The following is an 18,099-nucleotide window of genomic DNA, read 5'->3' on the forward strand; positions in this document are numbered from 1 at the left end:
AATGTCCCAAAACATCCAGATCAGTAGTATCGAGCTTTTGACGCGGCTTCGCGAGGAAGGTGTGTCTATCTGGGAAGAAGCGGGGAACCTGCGTTACAAGGCGCCAAAAGGCAGCCTGGCCCCCGAAGATTTGCAGATGCTTCGCGAACAAAAAGCAGAAATCGTGGCTCTTTTGCAAAAAGAGGCGCAGCCAGTCGAGGTTGTGCCTGATCCGGCCGCCCGCTTTACGCCTTTTCCCCTGACAGATGTGCAATCAGCTTACTTGCTGGGACGGTATGAGCTGTTCGGCTACGGCGGCGTGGCGTGCCACATTTATTTGGAGCTTGATTACGAACAGCTTGATCCGGTACGGGTCGAGGAAGTATGGAATCAACTGATTGCGCGTCACGATATGCTGCGTGCGACGATTGACTCCGACGGACAACAGCGGGTGATGGCAGAAGTGCCGCGCTTCAAGGTGCCTTATACAGACACAAGCATGTTGGACAAAGCCAAAGCCGGGAGTGCACTGGAAGCGATCCGCGAAAACATGGGGCATCGCGTCTATGACACGGACAAGTGGCCGCTCTACGGCATCGCCGTGACCAAAACGGCAGATCGCGCCGTGCTGCATGTTTCCATGGAGTTTCTCATTGCTGACTGGGCGAGTATTTGGCTGTTGCTGTCTGAATTTGAGACGCTCTACAAGGAGCCGGGAAAAAGGCTGCCCGAGCTGCCGATCACGTTCCGCGATTACGTGCTGACGGAACGCACGTTGCGGGAGACAGTAGCTTATTCGCGGGACAAAGCGTATTGGCTGTCGCGCATCGATGATTTGCCGCAGACCCCGGATTTGCCGCTTGCCAAGGGAGAAGTTGAGGCGGGCAAGGCGCGTTTTCGCCGGGAGTTCATTCGCCTGGATGCGGCCAAATGGGACGTATTCAAGCAGCGGGCGCAAAAGCGCGGACTGACTCCGACTGCCGCTGTGATGACTGCCTATGCCGCCGTCATCGAGCGCTGGAGCCGAAATCGGGCGTTCAGCCTGAACTTGACGCTGTTGAACCGCCAGCCGCTGCATGATCGCGTGCAAGATATCGTCGGGGATTTCACTTCGGTCAGTTTGCTGGCCGTAGACTGGGGAGCGGAGCGTTCCTTCCAGGGACGGGCAAAAGCGATTCAGAAGCAATTGTTCGAGGATTTGGATCATCGTCTCTATTCCGGCGTCGAGGTCATGCGCGAGGTGGCGCGCAGACGCGGGCGCGAAGCAGCGTTGATGCCGATTGTCTTCACCAGCGCGATCGGACTTGTCGGAATCGCGGAGGGAGAGCGGCTTTCCGGCAAAATCGGCGAATACGGCATCAGCCAGACGCCACAAGTGTTCATCGACTGCCAGGCGATGGACAGCGCCGAAGGGTTGCAAGTCAACTGGGACGTGCGGGAAGGCGTGTTTCCGGAAAAGATGGTAGACGACATGTTTGCGGCATTCGCCGATTTGCTGCAAGCGTTGGTTGAATCGGAACAGCGTTGGGAGGAGGGCGGCGAGCTTGCCCTGCCGCAATGGCAGCAAGCAGAGCGGCAAAAGATCAACGCCACACAGGCTCCGCTGCCTGACTACGCGCTGCACCAGCCGATCGTGGCGCAAGCGATGGCGACGCCGGACCGCCCGGCGGTGATTGACGCAAATGGTCAACTGACTTATGCAGAGCTGGTCAGACGTGCTGCGGCGATCGCCGGAAAGCTGAAAGAACTTGGTTGCCGCGAGCAGGATCGCGTGGCGATTGCGCTGGAAAAAGGCGTCGATCAGGTAGCCGCCGTGCTGGGCACGCTGTTTGCCGGGGGCGTGTACGTGCCGATTGATGCCAAGCAACCGCTGTTGCGAAGGCAGGCGATGACCGAACAAGCCGACATTCGTTTTGTGCTGACTGCCTCCGAATCAGACGCAGAGTGGCCGCAGGCGCTTCAACGCGTGGACGTCGACCAGGTGGCGGAGCAGCAGACGCCGCTCATTTTGCCTGACACGAATCCTGACTTGCCAGCTTACATCATTTACACGTCAGGCTCTACCGGGCAGCCAAAAGGCGTCGTCGTCAGCCACCGCGCTGCGGCGAACACGATTGTCGACATCAATCGCCGCTTTGCGGTCAACGAGAATGACAAGGTGCTCGGACTGGCTCAGCTCAATTTTGACTTGTCCGTCTACGACATATTTGGCCCGTTGTCGGTAGGAGGCGCGCTTGTCCTGCCGCAACCGGACAGGCAAACAGACCCGTCGCATTGGGTAGAGCTGATTCTTGCGCACGAAGTCACCGTGTGGGATTCTGTTCCCGCCATGATGCAAATGCTCGTCACCTATTTGGAAGGCACGCCGGAAGTATGCTTGTCCAAGCTGCGGCTGGCTATGCTCTCAGGCGATTGGATTCCCCTGTCGCTGCCGGATCAGATGACGAAGCGCCTGCCGTTCGCGCAGACAGTCAGCTTGGGGGGAGCCACGGAAGCGGCGATTTGGTCGATTTATCATGTGTACAAAGGACTGTTGCCCGACTGGCGCAGCATTCCGTACGGACAGCCGCTCGCTAACCAGGGCTTCCGGGTGCTCGATGCGCACATGCGCGATTGCCCGGTGTGGGTCACAGGCGAGCTGTACATTACCGGAGATGGCCTGGCCCAAGGCTACGCGGGTGACGAGCGACTTTCCCAGGAACGCTTCTTCCTGCACCCCGAAGATGGGCAGCGACTTTATCGCACCGGAGATTTGGGACGTTATCGGCCGGGCGGCGAGATTGAGTTCCTTGGCCGTGAAGATAACCAAGTGAAAATTCGCGGGCATCGCATCGAGCTGGGAGAAATCGAATCTGCTCTGCTCAAGCACCCTGCTGTCGCCGCCGCTGGAGTGGTCCTGGATGAAGCGAGCGACGAGCCGACGCTGCTTGCAATCGTGGAGCCAGCTCGCAAACCGGAACGCGACCGCAGCGCGGAAGCGGCCGAATTTGCCCAAATAGTCAGCGGCATCGGGGATACGGCAGGGGAGATCGCGGCGCACATCAGCGTGCAGGAAATCGAAGCGGCGATGACCAGTCTGGATCAGGCTGTGCTCCATTCCATGCTTCATGCGTTGCAAAAGCTCGGGTTTTTTGCAGCGAATCGAGTCGAGCCGTTGGCAGCGGTTTTGCATCCAGAGAAAATTTTGCCGAAATATCACTGGCTGGTACGCCGCTGGGTTGCAAGGCTGGAGCAGGCCGGGCTGCTGACCGCGCTTTCTGCTGAGCAGTATCGCAGCGAACAGACTGTCAGTGAGCAGCTCGTCGGCGAGTGCTGGGCGTCCGCGGAGGGCATTTGGACGAAAATGTTGGGAACGGACGGCTTTACCGCTTACGTTCGCAAAAACGCAGAAAAGCTGGCAGAGCTTTTGACTGGCGAAGAGGACCCGGTCGCGTTGCTGTTCCCCGAGGGGAAATGGGATCACGTCCATACGCTGTATATTGAGCATATCATGGCGAGTTATCTCAACCGTTGCATGTGCCTGCTTTTGCAGCAAATCGCCCAAAGACACGAAGGCAAGCCGCTGCGCATTTTGGAGGTCGGGGCCGGAACAGGAGCGACGACGGGGAACGTTTTGCAAGCGCTGGAAGGCTACCCGATCGAGTACGTCTTTACCGATGTCGCGCCGTTTTTCATTCCCGGAGCCAAGCAGCGCTTCGCCAAGTATCCGCACGTGAGCTTCGGCGTGTTCGATGTTGACCAAGACTACCGGGCACAAGGGTTGTCTCCGAACAGCTTCGACGTCGTGCTGGCGGCAGGGGTACTGGAAAATGCCCGTGACATACCAGCCAGCATGAGCAGGCTGCGGGAGCTGATTCGCCCGGACGGCTGGCTTGTTTTCACGGAGCCGACGATTGAGCATTTGTGGATTTTGGCTTCGCAAGCATTCATGATGATGGAGCCAGGAGACGAATTGCGCCTGGAGTCGTCCTATCTGGATCGCCATGACTGGCTTGCCCAACTGCAAGAAGAGGAAGGCGAGCCGATTTTGCTGCTGCCGCAAGAAGACGACAAGCTGACTGCACTCGGGTTCCATTTGTTCGCCAAACGGATGAAGCAGGAACGACTGGCGGTTCGTCCGCAAGAGCTGGAAGCATTTTTGAAAGGTCATGTGCCTGCGTACATGCTGCCGCAGCATTTGCAAGTAGTCGATGCGCTTCCGCTGACCGGAAATGGCAAGGTCGATCGGCGCACCTTGGCAAAATGGCGTCCCGCTGCAAGCGGAACACAAGAGATGGTCGCTGCGAGCGAGGAGAAGCTGGATGAGCTGGAAAGCATACTGGCTAAGCTGTGGGCGGAATCGCTCGGGCTGGCTTCCATCGGTCGCTCGCAAAGCTTTTACGAGCATGGCGCGGATTCGCTCATCATGGCGCAGGTGGCGGGAAGACTGCGCGACAAGCTGGCGGAAGACCCGGTGCAACAAGCCATCCCGTTCGACGCTCTGCTGCGGCAAATGCTGAACTATCCAACGGTAGCCGACTTGGCTGAGTTTATTCGCTCCCGTGAACAAGAGGAGCAGCCGCATACCGAGGAAGCATGGACGATCCACCAGCAAAACAGTGCAAGCAACGCTGTGCTGATTCCGTACGGAACGGCGCAGGAAGGGCCGCTGCGCGTCGTGTTCCACGCTGTGCTCGGGACGATGGACATTTTCCGTCCGCTGCTTGAGCACCTCAAAGCGCAAGGGATCGGCAGCATTGTAGGTGTGGCGATTGCTGACATGGAACGCTACTGCTCGCTTGACTCGGCAGAACTGATCGAGACAGTTGCAGACGATTACGCCGAATGCCTGATGGCAACAGGGCACAGCGAACTGCAACTGATCGGGTATTCCCTGGGCGGCCTGATCGCCGTCGAAGTGGCAAGGCGGTTGATGGAGCGGGGCGTGCAGGTCGCGGATCTTGTGTTGATCGACATTCCGCCGATCTTCACCGAAGTGGATGACGATTTGCTCGTCGAAACACTCTTTATCCCGAACCTGAATGTTTCGCTGGAGCAGGCAGGCTTTGGCAAGGTGGATGAGCAAGATTTGGCTCGTGGCGTCATGCAGCTCGTGGAGCGGCACGGAGAGTGCATTCCGCAAGGCGCTGCCGTGACGATTGGCGGAGATGCCGGGCTGGATCAGGTAGGAGAGCTGTTTGGCAAAATGGCTGCGGTCAGCAAAGCGGAGCGCTTCCAGGCTTATGTCGAAGCGAAGGCCAGAACAACCGGAGAACAAATGCCGATCGAGATGGCGGAGGGCTTGTGCCAGGTGTTCCGCCAAAGCTTCAAAGCCGCCCGCTACACGCCGTTGCCGTACATGGGCGACATCCGCTTCCTTTTGGCGAGCGAACCGTTCTTGTTCCTGCCGCGCACAGATGACACGACGCTGTCCTTCTGGCAGGATGTATGCCTTGGCGAGCTGGACGTCATTACGATTGAGGGCAACCATTTCAGTTGCATGATGGAGCCGAATGTAAGCAGGCTGGCGCAATTGCTGGAAGCGCCGTTCACACAAAAATAAAGAACAAGGGAGGGATCGCTCCGTGAACCTGCCTCGGGCAGAGCGAAAGGGGGCATCCCTCTTCCTGCTTCTTTTGCACGAACGAAGCAACGACCTAGCGACCCAGCGACGGTTTACCCGTCCAAACGCGTCTTTTCGCGCGTCGCCATTTCAACGGGAAAATGCTGCGCTGCTGTTGGAATCGTGTTACCCTATTGACAATGAACGTGCATGTTTTGCCTGTGAGTGAACTATTTTCATACAAACATACATATCGATATACCGATGGAGAAAGGATGGTAACGATGAGCAACAAACCGTTTCCCGACAATCAGTCGTCTGCTTTCTGTCAACGCTCCCGGCAAATCGGCAACAGAACCTTCGTGGTGACTTGCCGGGAGTTTTTCGCGAAGCAGGCCGACTTTTTGCTCGAATTGCTGGCGGATGTGGAAAACGAGAGCGGGCCGATTCAAAATGGCGCGAAGATTCAAGTGGGCTGGACTATTTTCATCGTGAACGAACGCGATGGGCAGATGGAAGTCGTGGCACCAGACTACGATACCAATCCGTTCACGGACACCAATCCGGACTTGTCCGTGTCGCTCTATGTGCAACTGGCGCAAAACCATTGCCTGCAAACGTTGCAGATCGCGGGTGAAGCCGCCTTGTTCCAGGACAAGATCGTCGTCGCCAAAGGCGCCTTGGAGCAAAAACGGATTTATTTGCAGCGTGGCGACCATGCAGGCGACGGCGATTCAGGCTGGTATCTCGGGCCAGTGGAAGGGGAAGTGGACAGCGATGATTTGCAATCGTACTACATTTTCCAACTGTTGAAACACCGCCCGTCTGTCTTGCAAGTGCTGGCGCTGCCTCCCGGTTATCTCGCTGTTTTCGATGGCGAGCAACTGGAAGCGGTGCTTGACGAGCATGACGAAAACGTCTGGCCGACCTTGCATTAAAGCACGTCGCTGCGAGGGTTTGACTTGTCCTTGTCCGGTCCAGGCAAAAGCTGTCCGCGCAGCGCGGCAAAGCAAAAAAACAGAGCAAAGCGCTTAGTTGCCCAAGCCAGCCAATGCTTTGTTCACCAACTGATCGACTTGTCTCGTCGTCTCCGGCAGACGGTACTTGGGAGCAAGCCGCGTGATCCATTCGCAGGCAGTCGGCAAGGAAATGCCATGCCCGACGGAGACGAATACAGGCTTTGTGTCCGCTTGCGTGCGCAAAACAGCGCCGACGATCTCGCCCTCGTCCAGCAAGGGAGAGCAGGCTCCTCTGTGTGAATCGGGCTGTGCGTACTCGCCAAGCAGACGCGTTTTGCCGCAGCCGATAGCAGGAATGTCGTACAAAAGTCCGACGTGGCTGGCAAGTCCGAATCTGCGCGGGTGAGCGATGCCTTGCCCATCGCAAACGATCAGTTGCGGCACGGTTTGCAGCTTTTCGAATGCTTTCATCAGCGGAGGAAGCTCCCGGAACGAGAACAGACCCGGAATATACGGAAAAGCTACCGAATCCGAAACGACGACAGATTCCACGACTTGCAAGCTTGCCGCATCCAAAACGACGATTCCGGCGACGAGCACATCTTCCGCTACATGGTAGGCGACATCGACTCCGGCGATATGCTGCACTTCTTTTACTTGATCTTCCGTTTTGACTTGCAGGGCCAGTTGCTGTTGCAGAGAAATGGCTTCCTGCTCCGTGAGAGTCCACGGATGGTGGATGACGGGTTGCATTTGGTGACCTCCTGACTGAAGTGATCTCGCAAAAAAGAACTACCAGTAGTTTACAGCCCAACGATAAATCAAGCCAGCCCCGCACTCGGAGGGCTGGCTTTTTTGGATGTCATTTGCCGTTAATGAGCTTTGGCCTGGCTTGGCTGCTGTTTTTGCTTTTGTCCAAAACGGTTCGCACCCCACACGCCGATGAGAATGAAGACAATCCCTGCCGCCTGGTACCAGTAAAACGATTCGTGCAAGATCAGCACGCCGCCGATGATGGAGACACCCGTACTGAGATTCCAGTAGGAGGCTGCCTTGGAGGCTTCCAGCTTGGCCAGCATGTAATTCATCAAAAAGAAGGCGACCACAGACGAGAGAACGCCGAGGTACAAAATCGCCTGCAAGAGAGCCGGATTGGCGAGCGGTGCGACATACTGGTCGACCGTGCCATTCACGGCATGCTGCCCGAGCGCGATCGCATTAAAAATAAGCGCGCCTGTCCACATCATGACGTAGGTGATTTCCAGCGGACTGAATTGCGCTGAGGACTTGCGCGACAAAATGTTGTAGACGCCGGAAGTGACAATGGCCGCCAACAGGTACAAGATGCCTGTCAGGCTGGATTGCGCCTCGAATTTCATCAAATTGATAAACAGCACGCCGCCGACGGACAATACAATAAACAGCCATTGCAAAAGCGTCGTTTTTTCCTTGAGGAAGATCGTCGCCATGATGGTGACGGCAATCGGAATCAGCGCGATCATCGTACCCGCTTCGGAGGAAGAGGTGTAGCGGATGCCTTGCGCTTCAAAAATAAAGTACAGAAACGGATAAAAAAACGAGAGCCAAAGCAACGGGGCGATGCTCTTGTTCCGATACGATATTTTGATGACGCCAGCAAGCTTCAACAGGCCGAGCACAACCGCAGCGATGCCGAAGCGATAGGCGATCATCTGGATCGTATTGTTTTGCAGTTCATCCAAAGCCACTTTGGAAAACAGAAACGAAAAGCCGAAAATGAGTGACGAGACGATGCCAGCCAAGACGGGCTTGAAGCTGGAGTGTGCGGTATTCATGGAGTTTTCCCCTCTCCTGTCAAGAAAGTCCTGCACCAGAAAAAGGGTGAGGGTGAGGCACTTAGCAAGGAGGTTTGTCCAAGAAAAGCTCCATAGTAGTCCCATCATAAATCGGGGAGTAGGGTGAAGCAAGGAGTATTTTTTTCGGAAAACTGCAAAAACAATACGTTGACAACCTGTGTGAAAAGGACTATTTTGTTAAGTAAACGATTACGTAAACGTTTACCTAAAAAGGGTGAGGGCATGGCGATTACGATTAAGGACATTGCCAAGAGAGCAAACGTATCAACCGCAACGGTTTCACGGGTGATCAACAACAAATCGGAAGGCATCTCGCCGCAGACGCGGGAGTACATCCAGTCGATCATCAAGGAGCTGAATTATCAGCCAAATGCATTGGCTCGCGGGTTGATCACACGCAAGACAAGCACGATCGGGCTGATTCTTCCCGATATCACCAACCCGTTTTTTCCGGATTTGGTGCGCGGGATTGAGGATGCCGCAAACAAGGCAGGCTACAGCGTATTCCTAGGCAATTCTGATGACAATGCGAAAAAAGAAAAGAAATACGTCCAGTTGATGACAGAGAAAAAAGTGGACGGCATCATCTTCTCCAGCACGGCGAAGTATTCCAAGGATTTGTATGACGAGCTGATCGCGGCCGACATTCCAGTCGTCCTGATTGACCGGGGAGAATCCGGAGACGCTTACAGCGGTGTTTACATGAAAAATGAAGAAGGCGCTTACATGGCGACGAAGCATTTGCTGGAGCAAAACCACACGCGGATCGGCTGCATCAGCGGGCCGCCAAGCGTGCAGAACTCCCAGGATCGTGTCGAAGGCTACAAGCGAGCGTTGGCCGAAGCAGGGATTTCCGTTCAGGAATCATGGATCGTCTCTGGCGGCTATCGGATCGACGGCGGCTATGAGGTCGCGAAAAAAATGCTGGCTGACGGAGAGGTCACTGCGATTTTCGCCTGCAACGACTTGATGGCAATCGGCGTCTACGAAGCCGCGCAGGAGCTTGGCAAAAGCATTCCGCGCGATGTATCGGTCGTAGGGTTTGACGACATCAGGCTGATTTCCACCCTGATGCCCAAGCTCACAACGATTCGCCAGCCCGCCTACCAGATGGGCAAGGAAGCGGCGAAAATCTTGATTCAAAGCATCAAGAAAAAGGGGATCAAGCAAAAGGTCGTGTATTGGGAGCCGGAGCTGATGATCCGCCAGAGCACAACCAAACTGTAATCGTCACCAAGCCACCAAAAAAGGGAGAGGGAAGCGATGAAAAGACCGATTATCATGGACTGCGATCCCGGACACGATGACGCGCTGGCAATCTTGCTGGCGCTCGCATCGGACAAGCTGGATGTGAAGCTCATTACGACAAGTGCCGGCAATCAGACGCCGGACAAAACGTTGAACAACACGTTGAAGCTGCTCAGCTTTATCGGGGTAACCGATATCGAAGTGGCAGGAGGGGCTCCCAAGCCGTTGGTACGCGACCTGATTATTGCCGAAGATATTCACGGAGAGACAGGCATTGACGGCGCGGACTTGGGCGAGGCGAAGTTTGCCGCCAGCAACAGAAGCGCGTTGGATGCGACGCGTGATGTTTTATTGAATGCAAAAGAAAGCGTTACCATTGTGGCGACCGGGCCGCTGACCAACGTGGCGATCCTGTTGAACGCCTACCCGGAAGTGAAAGAAAAGATCGAGTGCATCTCGCTGATGGGCGGGGCCTGCTTTGGCGGCAACATCACGCCAGCAGCCGAGTTCAACATTTACGTTGACCCGGAGGCAGCCGATATCGTCTTCCGCTCCGGAGTTCCGATCATCATGAGCGGCCTTGATGTGACGCTGAAAGCGCAGCTGTTCCAGGAAGATATCGACCGCATTCGCCACATCGGCAACAAGACAGGCCAAGTCATGGCAGGCTTGCTCGACTTTTTCAATCTTTCCAACACGCCGCATTTTCTGGCAGAGCCGGGACATGTGGAGGGCTTGCACATGCACGATCCTTGCGCAGTCGCGTACTTGCTTGACCCGACGCTGTTCCGCGGACTGGACTGCTACGTCGAGATTGAAACATCCGGCCGCTTGACCACAGGCTGCACCGTCGTGGACTACAACCGCGTGACGGGCAAACCGGCGAACGCCAAAGTGCTGTTCGAGATTGACAGAGCACGTTTTGCAGATATGCTACACGCTGCCATCAAGCAGTTTGTATAAAAATTTTTCAGCAAAAGGAGGATTCTGGTATGAAAACCGGCATCAAGAATGACTTCACTCTCATGGCAATCCTGCTGATTCCTGTTTGCGTCGCCATCAACATGGTCGGCTTCCAAATTGCTCAGCTGCTTCGTCTGCCTATCTTCTTGGACAGCATCGGCACACTGGTTATCGCCATGGTAGCAGGTCCGTGGGTAGCGCTCGTGGCAGGCTTGATTACCAACCTGATCAACTCGATCTTCAACCCGGTTTATCTCCCCTTCTCCCTCGTTTCCATGGCAGTAGGCTTGGCAGCAGGCTTCCTTTCCATGAAAGGGATGTTCAAGAAGGTTTGGAAAGTAATTATCGCGGGCATTATCCTGGCATTCGTCTCTACTATTATTGCGGCTCCGATCACTGTCATTTTGTTTGGCGGCGTTACCGGTTCGACTGGCGGAGCGATTACCGCTGTCTTGCTGGCATCCGGCCAACAAATCTGGACGGCTGTGTTCTCCACACAGTTCATTCAGGAAATCGGCGACAAGCTGCTGTCGGCATTCATTTGCTTCCTGATCGTTCGCAACATGTCTGACCGCTATTTGTCCAAGCTTAACTACGGACAAATTTATATGAAAGACTAAACGTGATTCATCGCTGTCTGGTTCTTTGGGCATCTGTTCGAGGGGGCCAGGCAGCGATTCATTTTACCCCATGGAAGAGGAGGTAAGGATTATGTCGCAAGCTGCCAAGACCAACTACATCCTTAACTTGTATCCCACAACGAAGCTGTTGTTTACTTTGTTCATCGCGCTCTCCGTCTTCATCGTTCCAACCTACTGGTACGCTTATGCGATGCTGCCAGTGTGCCTGATCATCGCCATCGCGGCGGGGCAGGGCAAGGAATTTATCACACTCGTTCGCAACGGGCTGTTGATTCTGCTCGTGTTTATCTTCCTGATGCAAGCCTTTTTCTATCCGGGCGCGCAAATTTTGTGGCAAGCAGGCATTCTGAAAATCACCCAGGAAGGCATTTTGTACGGCTTGAATATGACTTCGCGGATTTTGGCGATCGGTTCGGCGTTCATCCTGTTTTTCCGCATTACTTCTGTCAAAGACTTCGTGTATTCGCTTGAAAAGCTGGGTCTGCCTCCAAAAGGGGCTTATGTCGTACTGGCGACACTGCAAATCATTCCGGAAATGAAAAAGCAGACGAGTGTCATTATGGATGCGCAAAAAACGAGAGGTGTGGAAACGGAAGGGACGATGATGGTGCGGGCAAAAGCGTTTCTCCCGACAATCAGTCCGCTGATCCTCTCTTCGCTGGCAAGCACGGAGGAAAGAGCGATTACATTGGAATCGCGCGCTTTTTCTGCGCCAGTCAAGAAAACACACCTGTACGAAATATATAAAACCAAGCATGACACGGTCGTGCGGATCGGAATGCTCGTTGCCTTGCTGATTCTGATTGCGGGGAGGATTTTGTTATGAACAGCGTAATCAAAATATCCAACATGAGCTACAAATACCCGACGGGCAAGATCGACGTCCTGAAAAACATCAACATCGAGATCGAAAAAGGACTGCTGTACGCTGTGGTTGGCCCCAACGGCGGAGGGAAAACCACGTTTTGCAACGTCCTGCGCGGGTTCATTCCGCATTTTTATCGGGGGGACTTGCGCGGCGAGGTGCTCGTCAACGGGAAAAACATCGTCGAGAGCACATTGGGCGAGTTGTCGTTGTCTGTCGGCTTTGTCTTCCAAAATCCGTTCATTCAAATCAGTGGCGTCAAAGAAACCGTGTTCGAGGAAGTCGCCTACGGACTGGAAAACCTCGGGGTGCATCCTGACGAGATTCGAACGCGAGTAGAAGCGATTTTGAAGCTGGTCAAGATCGAGCATCTGCGTGACAAAAATCCGTTTGAACTGTCCGGCGGTCAGCGCCAGCGCGTCGCTTTGGCCTCGATCATCGTGATGGAGCCGGACATTTTGGTCATCGACGAACCGACCTCGCAGCTAGACCCGCAAGGTACGGAAGAAGTTTTCGAGATCATCCAGATCATGAAGGAAAAAGGCAAGACGATCATTCTGGTCGAGCACAAAATCGAACTGATTGCCGAATTTGCGGATCGCGTCATTTTGCTGCACGATGGCGAAATCGTCATGGAGGGCACAACGCAAGACGTCCTCTCCGATGAAAAGGCGCTCTCCTACGATGTCATGCTTCCGCAGTACGCCATGCTGGGACTGGAGCTGAAAAAACGCGGAGTGCCGCTGCGCAAAATCCCGATTACCGAAGAGCAGGCCGTCGAAGAAATGAACTGGTGGATGGCAGAAAGGGGAGTCCGCATATGAGCTTCATTTCCTTGAAAAATATCACTTTCGCTTATCCGAACGGACATACAGCGGTAGAAAACGTCTCCATGGAGATTGGCAAAGGCGAGACGGTCGCCATCGTCGGCCAAAATGGCGCGGGCAAAACGACGGCGGTAAAGCTGATGAATGGCTTGTTGAAGCCGACCAAAGGCGATGTTATTATTGATGATTGGAATACAAAAGAGCATACGACCGCGCAAATTTCGCGCAAGGTAGGCTACGTGTTCCAAAATCCGGATGACCAGATCTTCCATAGCGATGTCTACAGCGAAGTCGAGTTCGGGCCAAAAAACCTCGGCTTGTCTGTAGAGCAAACGAAGGAAAATGTCATGAAAGCGGCGAAGCTGGCTGGGATTGAGCCGTACTTGCAGGAAAACCCGTACAATTTGCCGTATTCCATGCGCAAGTTCGTGACCATGGCGGCAGTAGTGGCGATGGATTGCGATGTGATCATTCTCGATGAGCCGACCGCAGGCCAAGACATGCAAGGGATGCAACGCATCTCTTCCCTGATCGCCGCCTTGAAAAGCGAAGGCAAAACCGTCATTACGATCACGCATGACATGGAGTTTGTCGTGCAAAATTTTGAGCGTGTCATCGTCATGGCCCACAAAAATGTAGTAGCGGATACGAACAAGCGGGACATTTTCTGGAATCACGCGATTTTGGAAGAAAGCATGCTGAAGCAGCCGCACATTAGCAGATTGAGCCATACGCTCGGCTTGCCAAAGCAAATTTTGACGATCGAAGAATTTGTAGAGACCATGCTGTAAAAAGCGGCTGGGGGAGGTAGCACGTTGTGAAAATCGCAGTAGTAGGAAGCATCAATATGGATCTCGTCTCCCACGTCCACCATCTGCCCAAGGCAGGAGAAACGATTGCAAGCCATGACTTTATGCTGATTCCAGGCGGAAAAGGGGCGAATCAGGCAGTTGCTGCCGCACGTCTGGGCGCGCACGTATCCATGATCGGAATGGTGGGCGAGGATGAAAATGGCACCATCATGCTTGCGGGCATGACAGAGGCGCAGGTTCATGTCGAAGGAATCAAGCGCGAGGGTACGACTGGCATGGCCTTCATCAATGTCAGCGATGACGGGGAAAACAACATTGTGCTGGTTCCCGGAGCCAATGCACAAGTGAGCATAGAGCACATCGATGAGAACCTGTCGATTATCGAGCAGAGCGACGTCGTGCTGTTGCAGCTGGAAATCCCGCTCCACGTCGTGGAATACGTCGTGAAAAAGGCAGCTGCGCTCGGCAAGCTGGTCATTTTGAATCCGGCTCCGGCAAGGGCACTCTCGCAGGAACTGTTACAGCATGTGCACACCTTGACGCCGAATGAAACAGAGCTGGCCATTTTGAGCGGTCTGCCCGTCACGACGCCGGAAGAAGCCGGGGAAGCGGCGAGAAAGCTTTTGGCAAGCGGTCCGAGACGGATCATTGTCACCCTGGGCGAAAAAGGCGCGCTTTTGGTCACGGAGGAGAAAACCGTGCATGTGCCTGCTTGTCGGGTCGAGCCAGTGGATACGACTGCGGCAGGCGATTCGTTTACCGCAGCTTTTGCCGTGGGCATGGCAAAAGGGATGTCGGATGTGGAAGCAGCCGGATTTGCCAGCAAAGTGGCTGCGATCGTCGTGACTAGACGCGGGGCGCAGCCATCGCTGCCCACGCTGGCAGAAGTAGAGGCGCACTCCTTTTAGCGAGCGTCTGTATCTTTCTATCATGTCATGGACGAAAACGAAAGAAAAAGCAAACGTGTTTTGGAGCGCAATGTTCCAAAGACGCGTTTGCTTTTTGTTTTTAGGAACGCTTCTGCAACAGCTCCAACACCCACTCGCACCAGGCGATATCCTCTTTCATGCGCCGTGATCCCCATGAAAGCAGCAAATAATCCCCAAATTCCGGATGGTTCGGATGGTCGGGCGGATACGAATGTTCGGCAGAATCACTCTCGTACTCCTTTAAGTAGTGCTCGTACATGTCCAAATGCTCGCGACATTGCTGGATGCGCTCGACAAACATCGTAGAGGCCGCTTTTTCGTCCGCCAATCCGAGGCAGTACGTTTTCAGCACCAGCTCGTCACGCAAAACAGGCTCTGCTGCCGGCTCGCTAAGCCAGACTTTTAGTGCAATCTGTCCTTTTTCTGTAATGGAATACACTTTTTTATCAGGACGATCCGTCTGGTGGATGCGAGTGAACTCCAGATAGCCCTCCTGTTCCAGCTTCGCCAGCAGCGGGTAAATTTGGCTGTGCTTGGCCTGCCAAAATGGTTGCAGCTGGAGCATCAAATCATAGCCGGAGCTTGGTGTGCGGGCAACCAGCCCGAGGAGTCCATACGCGAGTGTGTTCAAAGTGAAAAGCCCCCTGACTTTAGCGAATATCAACCTCATTATAGGAAGGGTTTTCTGGCGAAGCAAGAGAGAACCTGCGTCCTGTATAGCTTCTCCCAAGCGAAAGCAGAAAATCCAAAGTTACCCTCTTGAAAGTCAAAGAAGGTCAAACTATAATAAAGTCATCGAAGGTCAGAAATGGTCAAACAACCGTTGACCTGTCGAACACACAAATAAGAAAAAATCCAAAAGCATGATTTTGGGGGTATGAAACATGCAATGTGAAATCTGCAAACAACGACAAGCAACTGTGTCCGTCCATATACGCGTGCAAGACAAACAGCAAGCCTACAACCTGTGCCGGGAGTGCAATGCCAAGCTCGGCAGCAAAATGGGAGTAGGAATGGGCTTCAGCCCGTTCTCTTCCTTCTCCGGTCTGGACGACTTCCTGCAAGGCTTCGCACAAGCGCAGGCCCATGCAAAAGGCGGTCAACAGCCGAACATGAAGGGACAGGCGACAACTGCGGACAGAGGCGGCCTTCTGGACGAACTGGGGCGCAATCTGAACGATGCGGCCCGCGCAGGGCTGATTGATCCGGTCATCGGACGCGACCAGGAAATCGAGCGTGTGATCGAGATTTTGAACCGCCGCAACAAAAACAACCCGGTGCTCATCGGGGAGCCGGGGGTAGGGAAGACAGCAATTGCCGAAGGTCTGGCCTTGCGCATTACGGAAGGTCAAGTGCCTGCCAAGCTGAAAAACAAGCAAGTGTACGTGCTGGACGTGGCTTCCCTGGTCGCAGGCACGGGGATTCGCGGACAATTCGAGGAAAAGATGAAGCAAGTGATTGCCGAGCTGCAATCGCGCAAAAACGTCATCCTGTTCGTGGATGAAATTCATTTGCTGGTGGGAGCAGGCTCTGCGGAAGGCTCGATGGACGCCGGAAACATTCTCAAGCCTGCTCTGGCGCGCGGCGAACTGCAACTGGTTGGGGCGACTACCTTAAAAGAGTACCGCGTCATTGAAAAGGATGCCGCGCTGGAGCGCCGCTTGCAGCCTGTGATGGTCAAAGAGCCGACAGTGGAGGCCGCTATCGAGATTTTGCAAGGACTGCGTCCGAAATACGAAGCTTTCCACCAGGTCGCTTACTCCGATGACGTGCTCCGCGCCTGCGTCGAATACTCGCATCGTTACATCCAGGATCGCTTCCTGCCTGACAAGGCGATCGACCTGATGGATGAAGCCGGATCGCGGCTGAATCTCCGCTCTTCTGCGGCAGATACGAGCCAGCTGCATGAGCGTCTGGCGCAAATTAACCAGGAGAAAAAAGCAGCGACCGAGCAAGAAAATTACGAGCAAGCTGCCCGCCTGCGCGATGAGGAAGCGGAAATTCTCGGCAAGCTGGATCAGCTTGATGGGGCCGCTAATCGCACGAAAGTGGAAGTATCGGATATTCAGGAGATGATCGAGCAAAAAACAGGCATCCCTGTCCGCAAGCTGCAAAGCGACGAGCAGGAGCGGATGAGAAATTTGGCTGCGCATCTGGAAGCCAAAGTCATCGGGCAATCGGAAGCTGTCGCACAGGTCGCCAAGGCGATTCGCCGCAGCCGCGCCGGGTTGAAGCCGAAAAATCGGCCAATTGCCTCCTTCCTGTTCGTCGGACCGACTGGCGTAGGGAAGACAGAGCTGTCCAAAGCGCTCGCCGAGGAGCTGTTCGGCACGAGAGATTCGATGATTCGCCTCGACATGAGCGAATACATGGAGAAGCATTCCGTCTCCAAGCTGATCGGTTCGCCTCCAGGCTATGTAGGCCACGAGGAAGCGGGACAGTTGACCGAGCGAGTGCGCCGCAATCCGTACAGCATCATTTTGCTGGATGAGATCGAAAAAGCGCACCCGGACGTCATGCACATGTTCCTGCAAATTTTGGAGGATGGCCGCCTGACAGACAGCCAGGGCCGCACCGTGAGCTTCAAGGAAACGGTCATTATCGCAACGAGCAATGCCGGAGTGGCTGAGCGCAAAAAAGCGTTAGGCTTCGGCGCCGAGGAACAGCAGCCTGGCACTGTGCTTGATTCGCTGGGAGCGTACTTCAAACCGGAATTTTTGAACCGCTTCGACTCGATTATTTCTTTCGCTCATCTGGAAAAACAAGACTTGGTGCAAATCGTGGAGCTGCTGCTCCAGGAAGTCGTGCTGAATCTCGGCGAGCAAGGAGTCGAGCTTGAAGTGACAGACGCTGCCAAAGAAATGTTGGCTGAGCTGGGCTACAATCCCGCTTTCGGGGCACGCCCGCTGCGTCGCGTGATCGCCCAGCAGGTCGAAGATGGCATCGCCGATCTGTTGATGGAGGAAGCGGATGTGCGCAAGATCGTGGTGGAAGTTGAGGAAGAAGCGATTCGCGTGAAAAAAGCATAAGGGTTTGTCCCAAAAAGAGTCCCTGTCGGCTAGACAGGGACTCTTTCTTTCCTATATAGAGATAGAAGCGAGCGTTTGCACAAAAAGAGATTGCTATTGGCTTGCAAGCTGAAGATTTCGCATCGGAACCCATCCGTATTCCCGGTTGGTGGACATACACCATCCCCAGCCATTCAGCTCTTGGAGCAACTCAACCGTATCTCCTTCATTTACATCTAGCTCTTTTGCGGAGTAATTTTCCGTAATGATGCCTTCCTTGTCCTTTGCTTGAATAATCTGTTCAGGCACCCAGCCTTCCATGCTATGGTCAAGCGTATAGCAGTACCTCCAGTTCCTCCAACCGTCGGGATCATCGTCGACTCGACCGAGTATGACGGTTTGACCTTGAGTCAATTCAATGGGGGTAGGGTAGTTTATTCGGTGCTGAATCATGACTTTATATGTTTGGCTCATATTGCAGCTCCTTTCTG

The 18,099-nt window shown here is 54.4% G+C and carries 14 protein-coding genes; 10 read left to right on the plus strand and 4 right to left on the minus strand.

The window, feature by feature from the left end; translation table 11 throughout:
* Position 1 precedes the first annotated feature (1 nt).
* Together IRJ17_RS11670 and IRJ17_RS11675 are read left to right on the plus strand one after the other, a co-directional pair.
* Complete coding sequence (locus IRJ17_RS11670; protein WP_242774790.1) at positions 2–5,521, plus strand: non-ribosomal peptide synthetase; 5,520 nt, start codon at positions 2–4, stop codon at positions 5,519–5,521.
* Positions 5,522–5,805: 284 nt separating this feature from the next.
* Complete coding sequence (locus tag IRJ17_RS11675; protein ID WP_173596787.1) at positions 5,806–6,459, plus strand: immunity protein Imm33 domain-containing protein; 654 nt, start codon at positions 5,806–5,808, stop codon at positions 6,457–6,459.
* 93 nt (positions 6,460–6,552) lie between these two features.
* Here the strand turns inward: IRJ17_RS11675 and nfi are convergent, their stop codons facing one another.
* On the minus strand, positions 6,553–7,233 hold the full coding sequence (gene nfi / locus IRJ17_RS11680; protein ID WP_242774793.1) for a deoxyribonuclease V: 681 nt from the start codon (positions 7,231–7,233) through the stop codon (positions 6,553–6,555).
* 119 nt (positions 7,234–7,352) lie between these two features.
* The gene (locus IRJ17_RS11685; RefSeq protein WP_242774797.1) at positions 7,353–8,294 is read right to left on the minus strand and encodes a DMT family transporter; all 942 of its coding nucleotides are present in this window, start codon (positions 8,292–8,294) and stop codon (positions 7,353–7,355) included.
* A 243-nt stretch (positions 8,295–8,537) separates the two neighbouring features.
* Between IRJ17_RS11685 and IRJ17_RS11690 the strand changes: the two genes are divergently transcribed.
* The 7 genes from IRJ17_RS11690 to rbsK all read left to right on the plus strand — a co-directional run bounded on the left by IRJ17_RS11690 (position 8,538) and on the right by rbsK (position 14,579).
* Positions 8,538–9,542: a LacI family DNA-binding transcriptional regulator gene (locus IRJ17_RS11690; RefSeq protein ID WP_173596789.1), complete on the plus strand. Its 1,005-nt coding sequence runs from the start codon at positions 8,538–8,540 to the stop codon at positions 9,540–9,542.
* A gap of 36 nt (positions 9,543–9,578) precedes the next feature.
* Complete coding sequence (locus IRJ17_RS11695) at positions 9,579–10,526, plus strand: nucleoside hydrolase (RefSeq protein WP_242774799.1); 948 nt, start codon at positions 9,579–9,581, stop codon at positions 10,524–10,526.
* A 29-nt stretch (positions 10,527–10,555) separates the two neighbouring features.
* Complete coding sequence (locus tag IRJ17_RS11700; protein ID WP_122963815.1) at positions 10,556–11,146, plus strand: ECF transporter S component; 591 nt, start codon at positions 10,556–10,558, stop codon at positions 11,144–11,146.
* 91 nt (positions 11,147–11,237) lie between these two features.
* Complete coding sequence (locus tag IRJ17_RS11705) at positions 11,238–11,993, plus strand: energy-coupling factor transporter transmembrane component T (RefSeq protein WP_122963816.1); 756 nt, start codon at positions 11,238–11,240, stop codon at positions 11,991–11,993.
* Positions 11,990–12,856 (plus strand): energy-coupling factor ABC transporter ATP-binding protein, encoded by an 867-nt coding sequence (locus tag IRJ17_RS11710; protein ID WP_173599909.1) that lies wholly within the window; start codon positions 11,990–11,992, stop codon positions 12,854–12,856. The genes IRJ17_RS11705 and IRJ17_RS11710 overlap by 4 nt, the downstream gene beginning before the upstream one ends.
* Positions 12,853–13,650, plus strand: coding sequence for an energy-coupling factor ABC transporter ATP-binding protein (locus IRJ17_RS11715; RefSeq protein WP_242774801.1), 798 nt, complete (start codon positions 12,853–12,855; stop codon positions 13,648–13,650). Before IRJ17_RS11710 ends, IRJ17_RS11715 begins: the two co-directional genes overlap by 4 nt.
* 26 nt (positions 13,651–13,676) lie before the next feature.
* A complete protein-coding gene (gene rbsK / locus IRJ17_RS11720) occupies positions 13,677–14,579 on the plus strand; it encodes a ribokinase (protein WP_122963819.1) in 903 nt (300 codons plus the stop codon).
* A gap of 100 nt (positions 14,580–14,679) precedes the next feature.
* On the opposite strand, the gene IRJ17_RS11725 is transcribed toward rbsK, so the two are convergent.
* Positions 14,680–15,231, minus strand: coding sequence for a PadR family transcriptional regulator (locus IRJ17_RS11725; protein ID WP_122963820.1), 552 nt, complete (start codon positions 15,229–15,231; stop codon positions 14,680–14,682).
* A gap of 253 nt (positions 15,232–15,484) precedes the next feature.
* Here IRJ17_RS11725 and IRJ17_RS11730 point away from each other — a divergent pair, with 253 nt between their 5' ends.
* Complete coding sequence (locus IRJ17_RS11730; protein ID WP_242774803.1) at positions 15,485–17,629, plus strand: ATP-dependent Clp protease ATP-binding subunit; 2,145 nt, start codon at positions 15,485–15,487, stop codon at positions 17,627–17,629.
* Positions 17,630–17,722: 93 nt separating this feature from the next.
* On the opposite strand, the gene IRJ17_RS11735 is transcribed toward IRJ17_RS11730, so the two are convergent.
* Positions 17,723–18,082, minus strand: coding sequence for an SH3 domain-containing protein (locus tag IRJ17_RS11735; protein WP_122963822.1), 360 nt, complete (start codon positions 18,080–18,082; stop codon positions 17,723–17,725).
* Positions 18,083–18,099 lie beyond the last annotated feature (17 nt).

This window comes from Brevibacillus parabrevis, assembly GCF_022701015.1.
GTDB lineage: Bacteria > Bacillota > Bacilli > Brevibacillales > Brevibacillaceae > Brevibacillus > Brevibacillus parabrevis.